Below are 15,392 nucleotides of genomic sequence, written 5' to 3'. Positions count from 1 at the left end.
GTCCCCTCACCCCAACCCTCTCCCTAGGGGAGAGGGGGCCAAAGGCGGATCGCAGTGTTACGACTTGCGGTGGTCAACTCCCTCTCCCTCAGGGAGAGGGCTGGGGTGAGGGGACCATCCACCACAGATCCCCGACCCAACCCCAGCACCCAACCCCCACCACCCCAAAAATCACTTCATCCCCGTCACCCGCCAGACCTTGTTCCCCACATCATCCGCCACCAGCACCCCCCCTTTACCATCCCCCAGCACCGCGACCGGCCGGCCCATGGCGTTCTCCTGCTTGTCCAAGAAGCCCGTCAACAAATCCAGCGGCTGGCCACTCGGCTTGCCATCCACGAACGGTACGAACAACACCTTGTACCCGCTGTGCGGCTTGCGATTCCACGACCCGTGCTGACCGATGATGGCGCCACTGGTGAACGGTGCAGGCAGTCCGCTGTTGTCCGCGAAGGTCAGGCCCAGCGATGCAGTGTGCGGCCCGACTGCGTAATCCGGTGCAATCGCCTTGGCTACCAGGTCCGGCTTCTGTGGGTCGACACGCACGTCCACGTGCTGCCCATAGTAGCTATAGGGCCAGCCATAGAACCCGCCATCCTTGACCGAGGTAATGTAGTCGGGCACCAGATCGCTGCCGATTTCGTCCCGTTCATTGACCGCCGTCCACAGCTTGCCGGTCCTGGGCTCCCACGCCATGCCGTTGGGATTGCGCAGGCCGCCGGCGAAGATCCGATGCTGACCGGTGGCGACGTCCACCTCCCAGATCGCGGCTCGACCTTCCTCCTTGTCCATGCCGTTTTCACCCACGTTGCTGTTGGAGCCGACCGTGACATACAGCTTCTTGCCATCCGGGCTTGCGATCACGTTCTTGGTCCAATGGTGGTTCAGCGTGCCGCCTGGCAGGTCCACCACTTTCTCGCCGGCGCCGCTGATCGAAGTGGCGCCGTCCTGATACTTGAAGCGCAATAGCTTGTCGGTGTCGGCCACGTAGAAGTCATTGCCTATCATGGTCATGCCGAATGGCGAATTGAGATTGGCGATAAAGACGTTACGAGTCTCCGCCACGCCATCGCCGTCCTTGTCGCGCAGCAGGGTAATGCGGTTAGGGCTTGGCACGCCCGCGCCAGCCTTGCTCATCACTTTGTCCATGACCCAGCCGCGCACGCCGCTGCTGTCATCGGGCTTGGGCGGGGCATTGGTCTCGGCCACCAGCACGTCACCGTTGGGCAGCACGTAGAGCCAGCGCGGGTGGTCCAGGCCTTCGGCGAACGCCGCCACCTGGGTGCCGGGGGCTGCCACGGGCTTGCTACCCTCCGGCCAGCCAACCGCCGGGGCAATGTTCACCGTCGGAATCAGCGTCTTGTTCGGCTCGGGCAGCTTCGGCGAGGGACCGGTGCCGTCGCTGACCTGGAGCGATGAGGTTTCACCGCAAGCAGCCAGGCCGGCGGCGAGCAGGATCAGTGTGGCAAGGCGGGACATGTGCATTGTTGTGTGTTCCCTGAGATTTTGTTCACAAAGGGATAGAGGCGCGCGGCGGCGACAAGGTTCAACCCTATTGGTGGCCAACCTGAGCACCGCGCCAATTGACGCTCCAGGCCCAACCCTCTACCCTTCGCGACTGTTCCAGGTGCTCGGCAGCTACACGGCTTGCGCGAGTGAAACAGGGAAGCCGGTGAGCTGCTGTCAGCAGGCGATTCCGGCGCTGCCCCCGCAACGGTAGATGAGTCAAGGCCGCGCACGGTGCCACTGAACATGTTCGGGAAGGCGCGCGGCTTGGGTGTGCATTTCCCCGCTCATGAGCCCGGAGACCGGCCTGGTCCATTTCACGGCATGCCCTGGGCGCTGCTGCAGCGTCATCGACGACGTCTTCGGCCCTGGGTGTGCCCTAATCAATTCTTCTGTCGCGCGGGTGAGAGCGGCATTGACGCTCAAGGTGCGGCTGCTGGCCGGTGCTTTGCGTTGATGCCGCCTGCGTGCAGGTGTAGCGGAGAGCCGCCATGAGCCAGACCCCCGAACGCGACGAGCGCCACTTGGCGCGCATGCTGCGTAAAAAAGCCGTGATCGACGAGCGTATCGCCAATTCGCCCAATGAGTGCGGCTTGCTGCTGGTGCTCAGTGGCAATGGCAAGGGCAAGAGCAGTTCGGCCTTTGGCATGCTCGCCCGTGCCATGGGTCACGGCATGCAGTGCGGCGTGGTGCAATTCATCAAGGGCCGCAACAGCACCGGTGAGGAGTTGTTCTTCCGGCGCTTCCCGGAGCAGGTGCGGTACCACGTGATGGGCGAAGGCTTTACCTGGGAAACCCAGGACCGCCAGCGTGACATCGCCGCGGCCGAAGCCGCGTGGGCAGTATCCCGGCAGTTGCTCGGCGACCCGGCCATAGGCCTGGTGGTGCTGGATGAGCTGAACATCGCGCTCAAGCACGGCTATCTGGATCTGGATCAGGTGCTCAGCGACCTGCAAGCCCGTCCGCCCATGCAGCATGTGATCGTCACCGGCCGCGCCGCCAAGCCGGAATTGATCGAGCTGGCCGACACCGTGACCGAAATGGGCATGCTCAAGCACGCGTTCCAGGCCGGTATCCGTGCCCAGAAAGGCATCGAGCTATGAATCAACCGCGCCATTGCCCGGCGGTGCTCATCGCTGCCCCCGCCTCCGGGCAGGGCAAGACCACCGTGACCGCCGCCCTGGCGCGCCTGCACCGCAATCAGGGCCGGCGCGTGCGGGTGTTCAAGTGCGGACCGGACTTCCTCGATCCGATGATTCTGGAGCGGGCCAGTGGCGCGCCGGTCTACCAGCTGGACATGTGGATGGTGGGCGAGCAGGAAAGCCGCCGACTGCTGTGGGAAGCTGCCGGCGAGGCAGAGCTGATTCTGATCGAAGGCGTCATGGGCTTGTTCGATGGCACCCCCTCCAGCGCTGACCTGGCCCGGCATTTTGCCGTGCCGGTGCTGGCGGTGATCGATGGCACGGCCATGGCACAAACCTTCGGCGCCCTGGCGTTGGGTCTGGCCCGCTACCAGCCGGACCTGCCATTCGCCGGGGTACTGGCCAACCGTGTAGGCACCTTGCGCCACGCACAATTGCTGGAGGGCAGCCTTACCCAAGGGCTGCGCTGGTACGGTGGTCTGTCTCGGGAAACGGGAATCGAGTTGCCCAGCCGTCATCTGGGGTTGGTTCAGGCCAGCGAGTTGAATGACCTGGACGTTCGTCTGGATGCTGCTGCCGACGCCTTGGCAGCCAGCTGCCAGGTCAGCCTGCCCCCGGCCGTGACCTTCGCGGCCCCCACCGATCAGGTGTTCGAGCCTTTGTTGCAGGGCGTACGGATCGCGGTGGCGCGCGATGGCGCCTTTGCGTTCACCTACAACGCCAGTCTCGATGCGCTGCGTGCGATGGGCGCGGAGCTGCTGTTCTTCTCGCCGGTCCATGACGCTACGCTGCCGGATTGTGACAGCCTTTATCTGCCCGGCGGTTATCCTGAACTGCATCATCAGGCGCTGGCTGCCAATGCATCGATGCTGACGGCGATCCGCGCTCACCATGCGGCCGACAAACCGCTGTTGGCCGAATGCGGCGGCATGTTGTACCTGCTCGACGCCTTGACCGATGTCGACGGTGAGCGTGCCGAATTGCTGGGGTTGATCAGCGGCGAAGCGGTGATGCAGAAGCGCCTGGCGGCATTGGCGTTGCAGGCGGTAGCGCTGCCCGAAGGAGAGTTGCGCGGGCACACCTATCACCACTCGCTGACCAGCACCGAGCTACAGCCTATCGCCCGTGGGGTGAGCCCCAACGGCGGCCGCGGCGCCGAAGCCGTGTATCGCCAGGGGCGGATGACGGCTTCCTATGTGCATTTCTATTTCCCGTCCAATCCGGCGGCGGTGGCCGCGCTTCTCGCGCCTGACCGGCCGGCCCCATTACGGGCCGGGCCCGCTCCCACAGAATCGCCAGCGTCCATTGACCCGGTGGCAGCGGGCTCTGCCCGTAATCAAGCCCGCCAGAGCACCCCATGACCCAAACCCCCTACACCGCCGAACAACGCGCCACCCTCTACCGCGTCATCGCCGAACGTCGCGACATGCGCCATTTCAGCGGCGGCAGCGTGGCGCCGGAAACCCTGGCGCGTCTGCTCGGTGCTGCTCATCACGCCCCGAGTGTCGGCCTGATGCAGCCCTGGCGCTTCATCCGCATCAGTGACCGTGCCCTGCGCGGTCAGATCCAAGCCTTGGTCGAACAGGAGCGTATCCGCACCGCCGATGCCCTGGGGGAGCGCTCCGACCAGTTCATGCAGCTCAAGGTCGAAGGCATCAACGACTGCGCCGAAGTGCTGGTGGCGGCGCTGATGGATGACCGCGAGCGGCATATTTTCGGCCGTCGCACCTTGCCGGAAATGGACCTGGCCTCGCTCTCCTGTGCCATCCAGAACCTCTGGCTGGCCGCTCGTGTCGAGGGCCTGGGCATGGGCTGGGTGTCGTTGTTCGAACCTCAGGCACTGGCCGATCTGTTGCAGATGCCGCCGGGTGCCAAGCCCTTGGCAGTGCTCTGTCTCGGCCCGGTAGAGGCGTTCTATGACGCGCCGATGCTGGAGCTGGAGGGCTGGGCCACGGCACGCCCGCTCAGTGACATGGTGTTCGAAAACCAGTGGGGCGCGCGCCCATGAGCATCGCATTGATGACGGTTGCCGGCGTCGCATTGGACGCTTTGCTGGGCGAGCCCCGGCGTGCTCACCCGCTGGTAGCGTTCGGGCGCATGGCCAACCGGATCGAACGGCGTTTCAACGGAGCAGGGCGGGGCTGGCGCAGCCACGGCGTCACGGCCTGGGTTCTCGCCGTGGTGCCGTTGACGCTGTTGGCTACTATTCTTTCCTGGTTACCGGTCGTGGGCTGGGTAGTTGAGATTCTGGCGCTGTACTGTGCCTTGGGCCTGCGCAGCCTGGGCGAGCATGTGACGCCAGTGGCGCGGGCGCTGCGCAGCGACGATCTGGCCGAGGCACGCAAGCGCGTCGGCTATCTGGTCAGTCGCCAGACCGATGAACTGGATGCCCCAGCCGTAGCCCGCGCGGCCACCGAGTCGGTGCTGGAAAACGGCAGCGATGCAGTGTTTGCCGCCATTTTCTGGTTCGCCATCGCCGGCGCCCCAGGGGTAGTGCTGTACCGGCTGAGCAACACCCTGGATGCCATGTGGGGTTATCGCAACGAGCGTTTCGAGCGCTTCGGCTGGGCGGCGGCACGCATCGACGATGTGCTCAATTACATTCCGGCACGCCTGGTTGCCTTGACCTACGCAGTGCTGGGCAAGACCCGGCTGGCGCTCAAGTGCTGGCGTCGCCAGGCACCGCAGTGGGACAGCCCCAATGCCGGTCCGGTGATGGCCGCCGGTGCTGGCGCACTGGGCGTCGAACTCGGCGGGCCGGCGATCTATCACGGCGAGTTGCACGCCCGTGCCGTGCTGGGCGAGGGCCCGGCCGCCACCGCCGACGCCATCGACCGTGGTTGGCTGCTGGTCCGGCGCGGTGTGTGGTTATGGTTGCTGATCTTGTGCCTGGGAGCTGAATTCTATGCTTGAACACGGAGGTCGGCTGCGTCAGGCCGCCCGCGAGTACGGTATCGCCGAGGCCGAGTGGGTCGATCTGTCCACGGGTATTGCGCCGTGGCCTTTTCCCATTCCGGCCATACCCGAGCGTGCCTGGGCGCGGCTGCCAGAGAACGATGATGGTCTGGAGCAGGCAGCGCGGGCTTACTATGGCTTTGAGCATGTGCTGCCGGTACCGGGGTCTCAAGCGGCGATCCAGTTATTGCCGCGCCTGCGTCGCAATGGCCGGGTAGGGGTGTTGTCGCCGTGCTACGCCGAGCACGCCGAGGCCTGGCGCCGTGCCGGGCACGTCGTGCGCGAGGTCAGCGAGCATGAGGTGGACCACTTCATCGACAGCCTCGATGTACTAGTGGTGGTCAACCCCAACAACCCTACCGGGCGCATGCTGCCCGCCGAGCGGCTATTGGCCTGGAAGGCACGGCTCAGTCAGCGGGGCGGCTGGCTGGTGGTCGACGAAGCGTTCATGGACAACACCCCACCATTGAGTCTGGCGGGGCAGGGCGAGCGGCCGGGGTTGATCGTGCTGCGATCCTTCGGCAAGTTCTTTGGTCTGGCCGGTGTGCGCCTGGGCTTCGTCCTGGCCGAGCCTCGGCTGCTGCGCCTGCTCGCCGAGCAGGTGGGGCCGTGGGCAGTCAGCGGGCCGACTCGGGTGCTGGGGCAGGCGTGCCTGACCGATAGCGCCGCCCAGCAGGTGCAGATCCAGCGCTGCGCCGAAGCCAGCCAGCGTCTGGCTGACGTGCTGGACCAATACGATTTAACCCCCCATGGCGGCTGCGCGCTGTTCCAATCGCTGGCCTGTGACGACGCCGAGCGCTTGCACCGTTTCATGGCCGAGCGCGGCATTCTGATCCGTCTGTTTTCGCACAGCAGCAGCCTGCGCTTCGGCTTGCCCGCTCAGGAAAGCGATTGGTCGCGACTGCACGCCGCTTTCACTGAATACCGCAAGGAATTCCCATGACCACGCTGATGGTGCAGGGCACCACCTCCGATGCCGGCAAAAGCACGCTGGTGACAGCGCTATGCCGCTGGCTGATCCGCCAGGGCGTCGGCGTGGTGCCCTTCAAGCCGCAGAACATGGCGCTCAACAGTGCCGTCACCGCCGAAGGCGGAGAAATCGGCCGCGCCCAGGCCGTGCAGGCCCAGGCAGCCGGGCTGCAGCCGCACACCGACATGAACCCGGTGCTGCTCAAGCCCAACAGCGATACCGGTGCCCAGGTGATCATCCACGGCCGTGCCGTGACCACCATGAACGCAGTGGCCTACCACGACTACAAAGCCATCGCCATGCAGGCGGTGCTGGCTTCTCACGCCCGACTCAGTGCCGCCTACCCGGTGGTGATGGTCGAGGGTGCCGGCTCGCCGGCCGAGATCAACCTGCGGGCTGGCGACATCGCCAACATGGGGTTCGCTGAAGCGGTTGACTGCCCGGTGCTGCTGATCGCCGATATCAATCGCGGCGGCGTGTTTGCCCATCTGGTGGGTACGCTGGCGTTGCTGTCACCCAGTGAGCAGGCTCGGGTACAGGGCTTCATCATCAACCGCTTTCGCGGCGATATTGCCTTGCTGCAACCGGGCCTGGACTGGCTGGAAGCGCATACCGGCAAGCCGGTGATCGGCGTACTGCCGTATGTGCTGGATCTGCACCTGGAGGCCGAGGACGGTATCGACCGGCGCCAGTCCGTCAAGGCCGCCCAGGTGCTCAAGGTGGTGGTGCCGGTGCTGCCGCGCATCAGTAACCACACCGACTTCGATCCGCTGCGCCTGCATCCGCAGGTAGACCTGCAGTTCATCGGCCCGGGTGAGCAGATTCCCGCGGCGGACCTGATCATCCTGCCGGGGTCCAAAAGCGTGCGGGCGGACCTGGCGTATCTGCGCAGTCAGGGCTGGGAGGCGGCCATCAATCGGCACTTGCGCTATGGCGGCAAGCTGCTGGGCATCTGCGGCGGCCTGCAGATGCTGGGCAATCAAGTGCATGATCCGTTGGGCCTGGAAGGCGCGCCCGGCAGCAGTCCTGGCCTTGGTCTGTTGACGTTCAGCACCGAGTTGCGGGCAGAAAAACAGTTACGCAATGTCACTGGCTCTCTGGCCCTGGAAGACGCTGTCGTCAGCGGCTACGAGATTCACGCCGGGGTCAGCACCGGCGCGGCGTTGGACCAGCCTGCGGTGCGGCTGGCCGATGGCGGTGGCGACGGCGCAATGAGCCCGGACGGGCAAATCTTCTGCACCTACCTGCACGGCCTGTTCGAGGCTCCCGAGTCTTGCGCGGCGCTGCTACGCTGGGCGGGCCTGGCACAGGTAGAACAGGTGGATTACCACGCCTTGCGCGAAGCCGACATCGAACGTCTCGCCGACCTGGTCCAGAATCACCTCGACACGGCGCGCCTGCGCGAGCTGTGCGGATTGCCCCGGAGCCAGACCTGACATGTTCCATCTGATTCTCGGCGGCGCCCGCTCGGGCAAGAGCCGCCTGGCCGAACAACAGGCAAGCGCCAGCGGCCTGGCCGTCACCTACATCGCCACCAGCGAGCCCCTGGACGGTGAGATGAATCAGCGCGTGGCGCTGCACCGCGGGCGCCGTCCGGCCCATTGGGCGCTGGTGGAAGAGCCTTTGGCGCTGGCCCGGGTGCTTACCGAGCACGCGCGCAACGACACCTGCCTGCTGGTGGACTGCCTGACCCTGTGGCTGACCAATCTGTTGTTGCTTGAAGACCCCCAGCGTTTGGCCCAGGAGCGTCAGGCACTGCTCGATGGCTTGGCCGTCCTGCCGGGCGAGATCATTTTCGTCAGTAATGAAACCGGCCTCGGCGTGGTGCCGCTGGGTGAACTGACCCGGCGCTACGTCGATGAGGCCGGTTTGCTGCATCAGGCCTTGGCTGAGCGCTGTCACCGCGTGGTGTTCTGCGTAGCCGGCCTGCCCATGGTATTGAAAGGAACCCTGTGATGAATTCAGCCTGGTGGCTGCAAACCTGTCTGCCCGCCGATGAGCAGATGCGAGATCTGGCTCTGGAACGCCAACAGCAACTGACCAAGCCCAGCGGCTCACTGGGGCGTCTGGAAGAGGCCGCCGTGCAACTGGCCGGTTTGCAACGGCGCGTGAAGCCCCGCGTCGACCAGGTGGCCATCGCGATCTTTGCCGGTGACCACGGTATCGTTGCCGAAGGCGTTTCGCCGTACCCGCAGGAGGTCACGGCGCAGATGCTCAACAACTTCGTCAACGGCGGTGCGGCAATCAGCGTGCTGGCCCGCAGCCTCGGTGCCCAACTGGAAGTGGTGGACCTGGGCACCGCTACGCCCGTGGCCGATCTGCCCGGTGTGCGTCAGGCGCGCATCGCCCCGGGCACTCGCAACTTCCTCAAGACCACGGCCATGACCGACGAGCAAGGCTTGCTGGCGCTGCAGGCCGGTCGTGACAGCGCCCTGTGTGCCCATGCCGCGGGGGCCGAGCTGTTCATCGGCGGCGAAATGGGTATTGGCAACACGTCCTCGGCCACGGCGGTGGCCTGCGCGCTGTTGCACTGCCCGGTCAGCGACCTGGCCGGACCCGGTACCGGCCTGAACGCCGCTGGCGTGCAGCACAAGGTACGGGTGATCGAGCAGGCGCTGGCGGCCCATGGGCAATTGCCCGATGACCCGTTGCAGCGCCTGTTCTGCTTTGGTGGATTTGAAGTGGTGGCCCTGGTCGGCGCCTATCTGGCCTGTGCCCAGCACGGCGTGGCAGTACTGGTCGATGGTTTCATCTGCACGGTGGCCGCGCTGGTGGCCGTGCGCCTGAATCCCACCGTGCAGCCTTGGTTGCTGTTTGCCCATTGCGGTGCCGAGCCCGGCCATCGTCGCGTGTTGCAAGCCTTGCAGGGGCAGCCGCTGCTGGAGCTGGGTCTGCGCCTGGGTGAGGGCAGCGGGGCCGCGCTGGCGGTGCCCTTGTTGCGTCTGGCGTGCGAGCTGCACGGGCAGATGGCAACCTTTGCCGAAGCGGCCGTGGCAGATCGGCCGGCATGACCCTGCACCTGGAGCTGCTGCGCCACGGCGAAACCGAGATCGGCGGTTTTCGCGGCAGCCTCGACGACGCGCTGACCGCCCAGGGCTGGGCACAGATGCGCGCGGCGGTGGCCGAACGTGGCGGCTGGCAGCGTATCGTCAGCTCGCCCTTGCAGCGCTGCGCCCGCTTCGCCGAGGAGCTGGCCCAGGCCAGGCAACTGCCCCTGCGCTACATGGCTGAGTTGCAGGAGCTGCATTTTGGCGACTGGGAGGGCTGCTCGGCGGCGCAGTTGATGGAAACCGACGAACGCGGACTGGGGTTGTTCTGGAATGATCCCTATGGCTTCACCCCACCCCGTGGCGAACCGATGCAGGCATTTGCCGAGCGCGTTCATTGCGCCCTGCGACAGCTCTACGCCGAGCATGCCGGTGAGCGGCTGTTGCTGGTGGTGCACGGCGGAGTGATTCGCCTGTTGCTGGCCCAGGCCCGGGGCCTGCCCCGCGAGCACCTATTGCAGGTAGAGGCCGGCCATGCCGGGATGTTTGCGCTGCGGCTCGATGCCGATCTGCGTTTGAGCGAGACGTTCTGAGCATGCTGCCGTTCTGGATCGCCCTGCAGTTTCTCAGCAGCCTGCCGGTCAAGCTGCCCGGCATGCCCGCGCCAGAGGCTTTGGGCCGCTCGCTGTTGTTCTATCCGGCGGTGGGCCTGGTGTTCGGTGGGCTGCTCTGCCTGCTCGATGGCGTGCTGGCCGGCACGCCGGCCTTGCTGCACGCCGCCTTGCTGTTGACGGCCTGGGTCTTGCTCAGTGGCGGCTTGCATCTGGACGGCCTGGCCGACAGCGCTGATGCCTGGCTCGGCGGCTTTGGCGACCGCGAACGCACGCTGACCATCATGAAAGACCCGCGCAGTGGGCCCATCGCCGTGGTCACTCTGGTGTTGGTGTTGCTGCTTAAATTCTGCGCCTTGCTCGCGTTGCTCGAGAACGGGCAGAGTCTTGCGCTCTTGGTCGCGCCGGTCCTTGGGCGGGCAGCGTTGCTGGGTTTGTTCCTGTGTACTCCCTACGTGCGCGCCGGCGGCCTGGGGCAGGCGTTGGCAGACCATCTGCCGGCCCCTGCAGGGCGTTGGGTGCTGGCGCTGGTTGCCGTGGCATCGCTGTACCTGGCAGGCGGGTGGGTAGTCGCAATCGCGCTGCTGGTGTTCTGCTGGCTGCGCAAGCTCATGCTCCGGCGCCTGGGCGGCACCACCGGGGATACGGCAGGGGCACTGCTGGAATTGCTGGAGCTGGCGGTGCTGGTCAGCTGGGCGCTGTAGGACAGACTGACGACGTTGCTGCTACGGCGTCCTGAAACAAAAAGGCATACAATCGCCGTCTGTCCCGTCCTGCCTGGAGAAAACAATAATGACATCGGTATGGCGTACCAGCGGTTGGGTCCTGCTGGGCGCGGCTCTGATTCTTGCGCTTTCCCTGGGCACCCGCCACGGGTTCGGCCTGTTTCTCGCACCCATGAGCGCCGAATTTGGCTGGGGCAGGGGGGTATTTGCCCTGGCTATTGCCTTGCAGAACCTGATCTGGGGGCTGGCTCAGCCGTTTGCCGGTGCCTTGGCCGATCGCTTCGGTGCCGCGCGAGTGGTCATGATCGGTGGCGTCCTGTACGCCCTGGGCCTGGTGTTCATGGGGCTTTCCAATTCCGAACTGAGCTTGACCCTGAGCGCCGGCCTGTTGATCGGGATCGGGCTGTCGGGTACTTCCTTCTCGGTCATTCTGGGGGTGGTCGGTCGGGCGCTGCCCGCCGAGCAACGGAGCATGGGCATGGGCATCGCCAGCGCGGCCGGTTCCTTCGGTCAGTTCGCCATGCTGCCGGGCACCCTGGGGCTGATCAGTTGGCTGGGCTGGTCGGCAGCGCTGCTGGTCATGGGCATCATGGTGGCGTTCATCGTGCCGTTGGTCAGCATGCTCAAGGATCGCCCCATTGCGGCGCAGGGTCATGACCAGACGTTGGGCGAAGCCTTGCGCGAGGCGTGCGGGCACTCCGGGTTCTGGCTGCTGGCATTGGGTTTTTTTGTGTGCGGCTTCCAGGTGGTGTTCATCGGCGTGCACCTGCCGTCCTATCTGGTTGACCAGCACCTGCCTGCCACGGTCGGCACCACGGTGTTGGCACTGGTGGGCTTGTTCAATATCTTCGGCACCTACATCGCCGGCTGGCTGGGCGGGCGCATGTCCAAGCCGCGGCTGCTCACGGCGCTGTACCTGCTGCGCGCGGTGGTGATCGCGCTGTTCCTCTGGTTCCCGGTGACCACCTTCAGCGCGTGCCTGTTCGGCATCGCCATGGGGCTGCTGTGGCTGTCGACCGTGCCGTTGACCAATGGCACGGTGGCGACGCTGTTCGGTGTGCGCAACCTGTCGATGCTGGGCGGTATCGTGTTTCTGTTTCACCAGTTGGGCGCCTTTCTGGGCGGCTGGCTGGGTGGGGTGGTCTATGATCAAACCGGCAGCTACGACCTGGTCTGGCAGATCTCCATTGCCCTCAGCCTGTTGGCTGGCGCGCTGAATTGGCCGGTGCGCGAGCAGCCGGTGGCGCGTCTGCAGCCGGTGGGGGGCATGGCATGAGCCTTCGTCCGTGGCGCCTGGCAATTACCGCGCTGCTGGCGTTGCTGCTGGCGATGGCCTGGTGGGGTTGGCAGCAAGGCGGCCTGGCATTGCTGCAATTGAACATGAGCCTTTGCTGAAGGGTTGAGACCGTTATGAATAAAGCGTTGATTGCAGGTCTGGTAATGCTGTTCAGCGGTTCTGCTGCAGCGGCTGGCTGTCCGGTGTTGTTGCAGGGTGAGTTGCCGAAACTACGCACCAAGCAGCCGATCGATTTGTGCGAGCAGTTTGCAGGCAAGCCGCTGGTGGTGGTCAATACCGCCAGCTATTGCGGCTTCGCCAGCCAGTTCGAGGGCCTGGAAGCGGTGTACAAGCGCTATCACGGCAAAGGCCTGGAGATGGTGGGAGTGCCGTCCAACGACTTCAAGCAGGAAGCCCAGGACAGCGCCGAGACCGCCAAGGTGTGCTACGCCAACTATGGCGTCACCTTCACCATGACCGAACCGCAAGCTGTGCGCGGCGATGACGCGACCCACCTGTTCAAGGTGTTGGCCGAGCAGAGCAGCGCGCCGAAGTGGAATTTCTACAAATACGTGGTGGATCGCCAAGGTAAGGTGGTCGGTAACTTCTCCAGCCTGACCAAACCCGACGACCCCGAATTCGTCGCCGCCATCGAAAAAGCCCTCGCCACCCCGTAGCAGCGGCGTAAGCCGCGTCCCCATCCCCATCCCCCGCCGCACCAAAAAAAGCCCCGAACAAGTCGGGGCTTCTACCTTCCAGCCGTAATGGCTTAGAAGCGGTACGTCGCACCTACGCCAAAACCATGCGCGCTGTTTTCGTACTTGGCTTGGTAGGCGCCCTTGGTGGCGCTGACCAGGTTGATCTTGGCATCGTCTTCCTTGAGGTAGGAGTAGGCAAAGTCGATGGTCAGATCGTCGGTTGGGCTCCAGCCAGCGCCGAAGCTGATGGCCTTGCGATCGCCGGTAGGGATGCGCGGCGAGCGGTTGACGTTGTTGGTGGGGGACTGATCCACCGAGAAGCCGGTACGCAGTGTCCACTGCTTGTTCAGCTTGTAGGCCGCGCCGATGGCGTGGGACCAGGTGTCATGCCAGTCCTGTTCTTCGGTGATGGTGCCGATCGGGCCTGCCGCGCCGCCTAGCTGAACAGGGACGCCGCTGTTCTCCACACGGATTTCATCCAGGCGGCTCCAACGTGTCCAAGTGCTTCCGGCATACAGCGTCCAATCTTCGTTCAGCTCGTGGGTCACGGAGAAGTCGACGGATTCAGGCGTGGAAATGTCCAGCGAAGCATCGAACTTGCGCCCATTGAATGGGCCGAAACCCACGCCCTGGATCTTGGTGTCGCCGTCCAGCTTGTACTTGACCTTGGAGTGGTAGGTCAGGCCCAGGCGAGTGCTGTCGGTGGCTTGCACCAGCACGCCGACGTTGAAGCCCAACGCGGTATCGTCACCCTTGATCTTGACCTTGCCATCGTTGCGCCCCGGGGTGGCGGCGGTCAGCGTGGCGGAAGTCAGTTCACCGTCGATGCGGTTGATGGTAGGGCCGAAACCGATCGACACCCTGTCGTTGAAGGCATAGCTGACAGTCGGTTGCAGGGTGACGACCTGGACCTGACTCTTGTCGCCCCAGTAGCGGCCGGCGAAGCCGCTTTCGTAATCCGTCACCAGACCGAAAGGTGCATACATGCCGAAGCCGAAGGCCCAGTGATCGTCGATAGGCTTGACGTAGTAGCCCATTGGAACGGCTACCACCGGGACCATGTCGCCGTCGTTGCTGCCGCCGAAGGTGCCACGCCCGTTGATGTCGGTCTTGGCGTTGATGGCAGCGACGCCACCTGTCACTTGCTCGCGTTTGATGCGGGACATGCCGGCGGGGTTACCGTACACGGTGCTGGCGTCGTCGGCAGACGATGAACGACCGGCAAATCCCGTCCCCATACCGCTGATGCTTTGCTCGTTCAGGGCGAAGCCTGCGGCAAACAACTGGCTTGACGCCAGGGTGACGGCGAGGCCGAGAGTGGTCTTGAGCATTGCTTTTTTCATTATTGTTTAACTCCAGGGGATCACTGGAGCGGAAACTACCAACATTTTCGCCCAAGCGCTATAGCTTGAAACACTCGATTTAGAGCGGTTTTGTAGGACAATCCGACCATGTAGGAAACGGCCTACAACTGACCATCACCCATATGCATTCCGATTCAATCACCATCCTTATCAGGCCGGGCTTGTCACGCAGGTGCGCCAGGCCGTACTGAAGTCACGCAGGCGGCCTTGCGGATGGAAAATCTGACGCCAGATTCTCGCCATGGCAGTCACGTCGTCCACGTCAGGCAAGGCCAGTTCTTGCTGCTCGATCAGTAACCAGGCGATGGCCGTTGCGTAACGTAAATTTACAGTTAATTCGAGATGAGGGGCGCCGAGGAAGGCGTGCTGGCTGGCCAGACCACTTACCAGGCTGGCCAGATCCGGGTCACGGGCCAGGTAGTCGTCCCAGAGGTGCTGGTGTCGAGCTTCGGCGATGCGATACAGGCCGTGGCAGCGCCGGCCATGCAGGGCCGTGCCCAGCGCCGTCTGGCTGGCGGCGATACCCAGCAGCAGCGCCTGGGCAGTGGGGCAGTCGCGTCCCAAGTAAATAAGGGTGGGGCGGATCACGAAACGGCTGAGTTCACTGGCGGCGATGCCCATATATGCCTCGAACCAAGAGAGGAAAGTCGGCGAGCCCGGCGCTTGGCAGCGGTGAATCGGTCAGGCCCGCCTTGAGCGGCTCAGGCCGCTTGAATTGAAGTGTAGTGTCATATATGTGCTGTAAAGGACTGTTTTTAAATCAAATGCGCTGAGGGTTGGATCAGCATATGCCTTGGGGTTTTAAGGCGCCCATAAAAAAGCCCCGAGGATTCGGGGCTTTTGGGCGTTCGCCGCAGGTCAGGCAACCAGTGCCTGACGGGTGCGGTCGATGACAGCCTGCAGCGGTTCGGCGCTGGAATACTGTTCCGGATACAGCCGCTCGGTGTGGCGAGCGATGCCGTATTCGTTGACTACGGTGAAGCTGAAGCAGCCTTTGCGGGCGGCCAGAATCAGGCAGTTCATCGGTGCGAAAGCATTGGTTAGGGTGCGAATGGCATCCTGAGTATGGATATGAGTCATTTTTAGTGTGTTCCTGCAATGGTCACGACTTGGAGCCATGATCGATGAAAACGTTCCAGTAGCGCGGGCCTTTGGGCC

17 protein-coding genes and 1 riboswitch are annotated in these 15,392 nt (G+C 64.3%); of the genes, 13 read left to right on the top strand and 4 right to left on the bottom strand.

Annotation, left to right across the window (positions count from 1 at the left end; translation table 11 throughout):
* Nucleotides 1–171: 171 nt before the first annotated feature.
* Nucleotides 172–1,485 (bottom strand): PQQ-dependent sugar dehydrogenase, encoded by a 1,314-nt coding sequence (locus B3397_RS17620; RefSeq protein ID WP_296252554.1) that lies wholly within the window; start codon nucleotides 1,483–1,485, stop codon nucleotides 172–174.
* A 123-nt stretch (nucleotides 1,486–1,608) separates the two neighbouring features.
* Nucleotides 1,609–1,831: riboswitch (cobalamin riboswitch) on the top strand.
* 166 nt (nucleotides 1,832–1,997) lie between these two features.
* Between B3397_RS17620 and cobO the strand changes: the two genes are divergently transcribed.
* From cobO to B3397_RS17555, 13 genes are all read left to right on the top strand, one after another.
* The gene (gene cobO / locus B3397_RS17615) at nucleotides 1,998–2,609 is read left to right on the top strand and encodes a cob(I)yrinic acid a,c-diamide adenosyltransferase (protein WP_296252552.1); all 612 of its coding nucleotides are present in this window, start codon (nucleotides 1,998–2,000) and stop codon (nucleotides 2,607–2,609) included.
* Nucleotides 2,606–4,009, top strand: a complete 1,404-nt coding sequence (locus B3397_RS17610; RefSeq protein ID WP_296252550.1) for a cobyrinate a,c-diamide synthase — start codon at nucleotides 2,606–2,608, stop codon at nucleotides 4,007–4,009. The genes cobO and B3397_RS17610 overlap by 4 nt, the downstream gene beginning before the upstream one ends.
* Nucleotides 4,006–4,656 carry a 5,6-dimethylbenzimidazole synthase gene (gene bluB, locus B3397_RS17605; protein WP_296252548.1) on the top strand — a complete coding sequence of 217 codons (651 nt, stop codon included), beginning with the start codon at nucleotides 4,006–4,008 and terminating at the stop codon, nucleotides 4,654–4,656. Before B3397_RS17610 ends, bluB begins: the two co-directional genes overlap by 4 nt.
* Complete coding sequence (gene cbiB / locus B3397_RS17600; RefSeq protein ID WP_296252546.1) at nucleotides 4,653–5,561, top strand: adenosylcobinamide-phosphate synthase CbiB; 909 nt, start codon at nucleotides 4,653–4,655, stop codon at nucleotides 5,559–5,561. The genes bluB and cbiB overlap by 4 nt, the downstream gene beginning before the upstream one ends.
* Nucleotides 5,554–6,546, top strand: coding sequence for a threonine-phosphate decarboxylase CobD (cobD, locus tag B3397_RS17595; RefSeq protein ID WP_296252545.1), 993 nt, complete (start codon nucleotides 5,554–5,556; stop codon nucleotides 6,544–6,546). The genes cbiB and cobD overlap by 8 nt, the downstream gene beginning before the upstream one ends.
* Complete coding sequence (locus B3397_RS17590) at nucleotides 6,543–8,009, top strand: cobyric acid synthase (RefSeq protein ID WP_296252543.1); 1,467 nt, start codon at nucleotides 6,543–6,545, stop codon at nucleotides 8,007–8,009. Before cobD ends, B3397_RS17590 begins: the two co-directional genes overlap by 4 nt.
* 1 nt (nucleotide 8,010) lies before the next feature.
* A complete protein-coding gene (gene cobU / locus B3397_RS17585; protein WP_296252541.1) occupies nucleotides 8,011–8,529 on the top strand; it encodes a bifunctional adenosylcobinamide kinase/adenosylcobinamide-phosphate guanylyltransferase in 519 nt (172 codons plus the stop codon).
* Complete coding sequence (cobT, locus tag B3397_RS17580) at nucleotides 8,529–9,584, top strand: nicotinate-nucleotide--dimethylbenzimidazole phosphoribosyltransferase (protein ID WP_296252539.1); 1,056 nt, start codon at nucleotides 8,529–8,531, stop codon at nucleotides 9,582–9,584. The genes cobU and cobT overlap by 1 nt, the downstream gene beginning before the upstream one ends.
* A complete protein-coding gene (gene cobC / locus B3397_RS17575; protein ID WP_296252537.1) occupies nucleotides 9,581–10,153 on the top strand; it encodes an alpha-ribazole phosphatase family protein in 573 nt (190 codons plus the stop codon). The genes cobT and cobC overlap by 4 nt, the downstream gene beginning before the upstream one ends.
* 2 nt (nucleotides 10,154–10,155) lie before the next feature.
* Nucleotides 10,156–10,875 carry an adenosylcobinamide-GDP ribazoletransferase gene (locus tag B3397_RS17570; protein WP_296252534.1) on the top strand — a complete coding sequence of 240 codons (720 nt, stop codon included), beginning with the start codon at nucleotides 10,156–10,158 and terminating at the stop codon, nucleotides 10,873–10,875.
* A gap of 88 nt (nucleotides 10,876–10,963) precedes the next feature.
* Nucleotides 10,964–12,172, top strand: coding sequence for an MFS transporter (locus tag B3397_RS17565; protein WP_296252532.1), 1,209 nt, complete (start codon nucleotides 10,964–10,966; stop codon nucleotides 12,170–12,172).
* Complete coding sequence (locus B3397_RS17560) at nucleotides 12,169–12,291, top strand: hypothetical protein (protein ID WP_296252530.1); 123 nt, start codon at nucleotides 12,169–12,171, stop codon at nucleotides 12,289–12,291. Before B3397_RS17565 ends, B3397_RS17560 begins: the two co-directional genes overlap by 4 nt.
* 15 nt (nucleotides 12,292–12,306) lie before the next feature.
* On the top strand, nucleotides 12,307–12,849 hold the full coding sequence (locus tag B3397_RS17555; RefSeq protein WP_296252528.1) for a glutathione peroxidase: 543 nt from the start codon (nucleotides 12,307–12,309) through the stop codon (nucleotides 12,847–12,849).
* A 92-nt stretch (nucleotides 12,850–12,941) separates the two neighbouring features.
* Here B3397_RS17555 and B3397_RS17550 read toward each other — a convergent pair whose 3' ends face one another.
* From B3397_RS17550 to B3397_RS17540, 3 genes are all read right to left on the bottom strand, one after another.
* Nucleotides 12,942–14,213, bottom strand: a complete 1,272-nt coding sequence (locus tag B3397_RS17550) for an OmpP1/FadL family transporter (RefSeq protein ID WP_296252526.1) — start codon at nucleotides 14,211–14,213, stop codon at nucleotides 12,942–12,944.
* Between the two features lie 171 nt (nucleotides 14,214–14,384).
* Nucleotides 14,385–14,855 (bottom strand): hypothetical protein, encoded by a 471-nt coding sequence (locus B3397_RS17545; protein WP_296252524.1) that lies wholly within the window; start codon nucleotides 14,853–14,855, stop codon nucleotides 14,385–14,387.
* Between the two features lie 237 nt (nucleotides 14,856–15,092).
* The gene (locus B3397_RS17540) at nucleotides 15,093–15,314 is read right to left on the bottom strand and encodes a hypothetical protein (RefSeq protein ID WP_296252523.1); all 222 of its coding nucleotides are present in this window, start codon (nucleotides 15,312–15,314) and stop codon (nucleotides 15,093–15,095) included.
* Nucleotides 15,315–15,392 lie beyond the last annotated feature (78 nt).

Origin of the sequence: Pseudomonas sp. UBA4194 (assembly GCF_002379585.1) — a bacterium.
Lineage (GTDB): Bacteria > Pseudomonadota > Gammaproteobacteria > Pseudomonadales > Pseudomonadaceae > Aquipseudomonas.
Note: the sequence above shows the minus strand (reverse complement) of the source record. Positions and strands in the feature narration are given on the sequence as shown.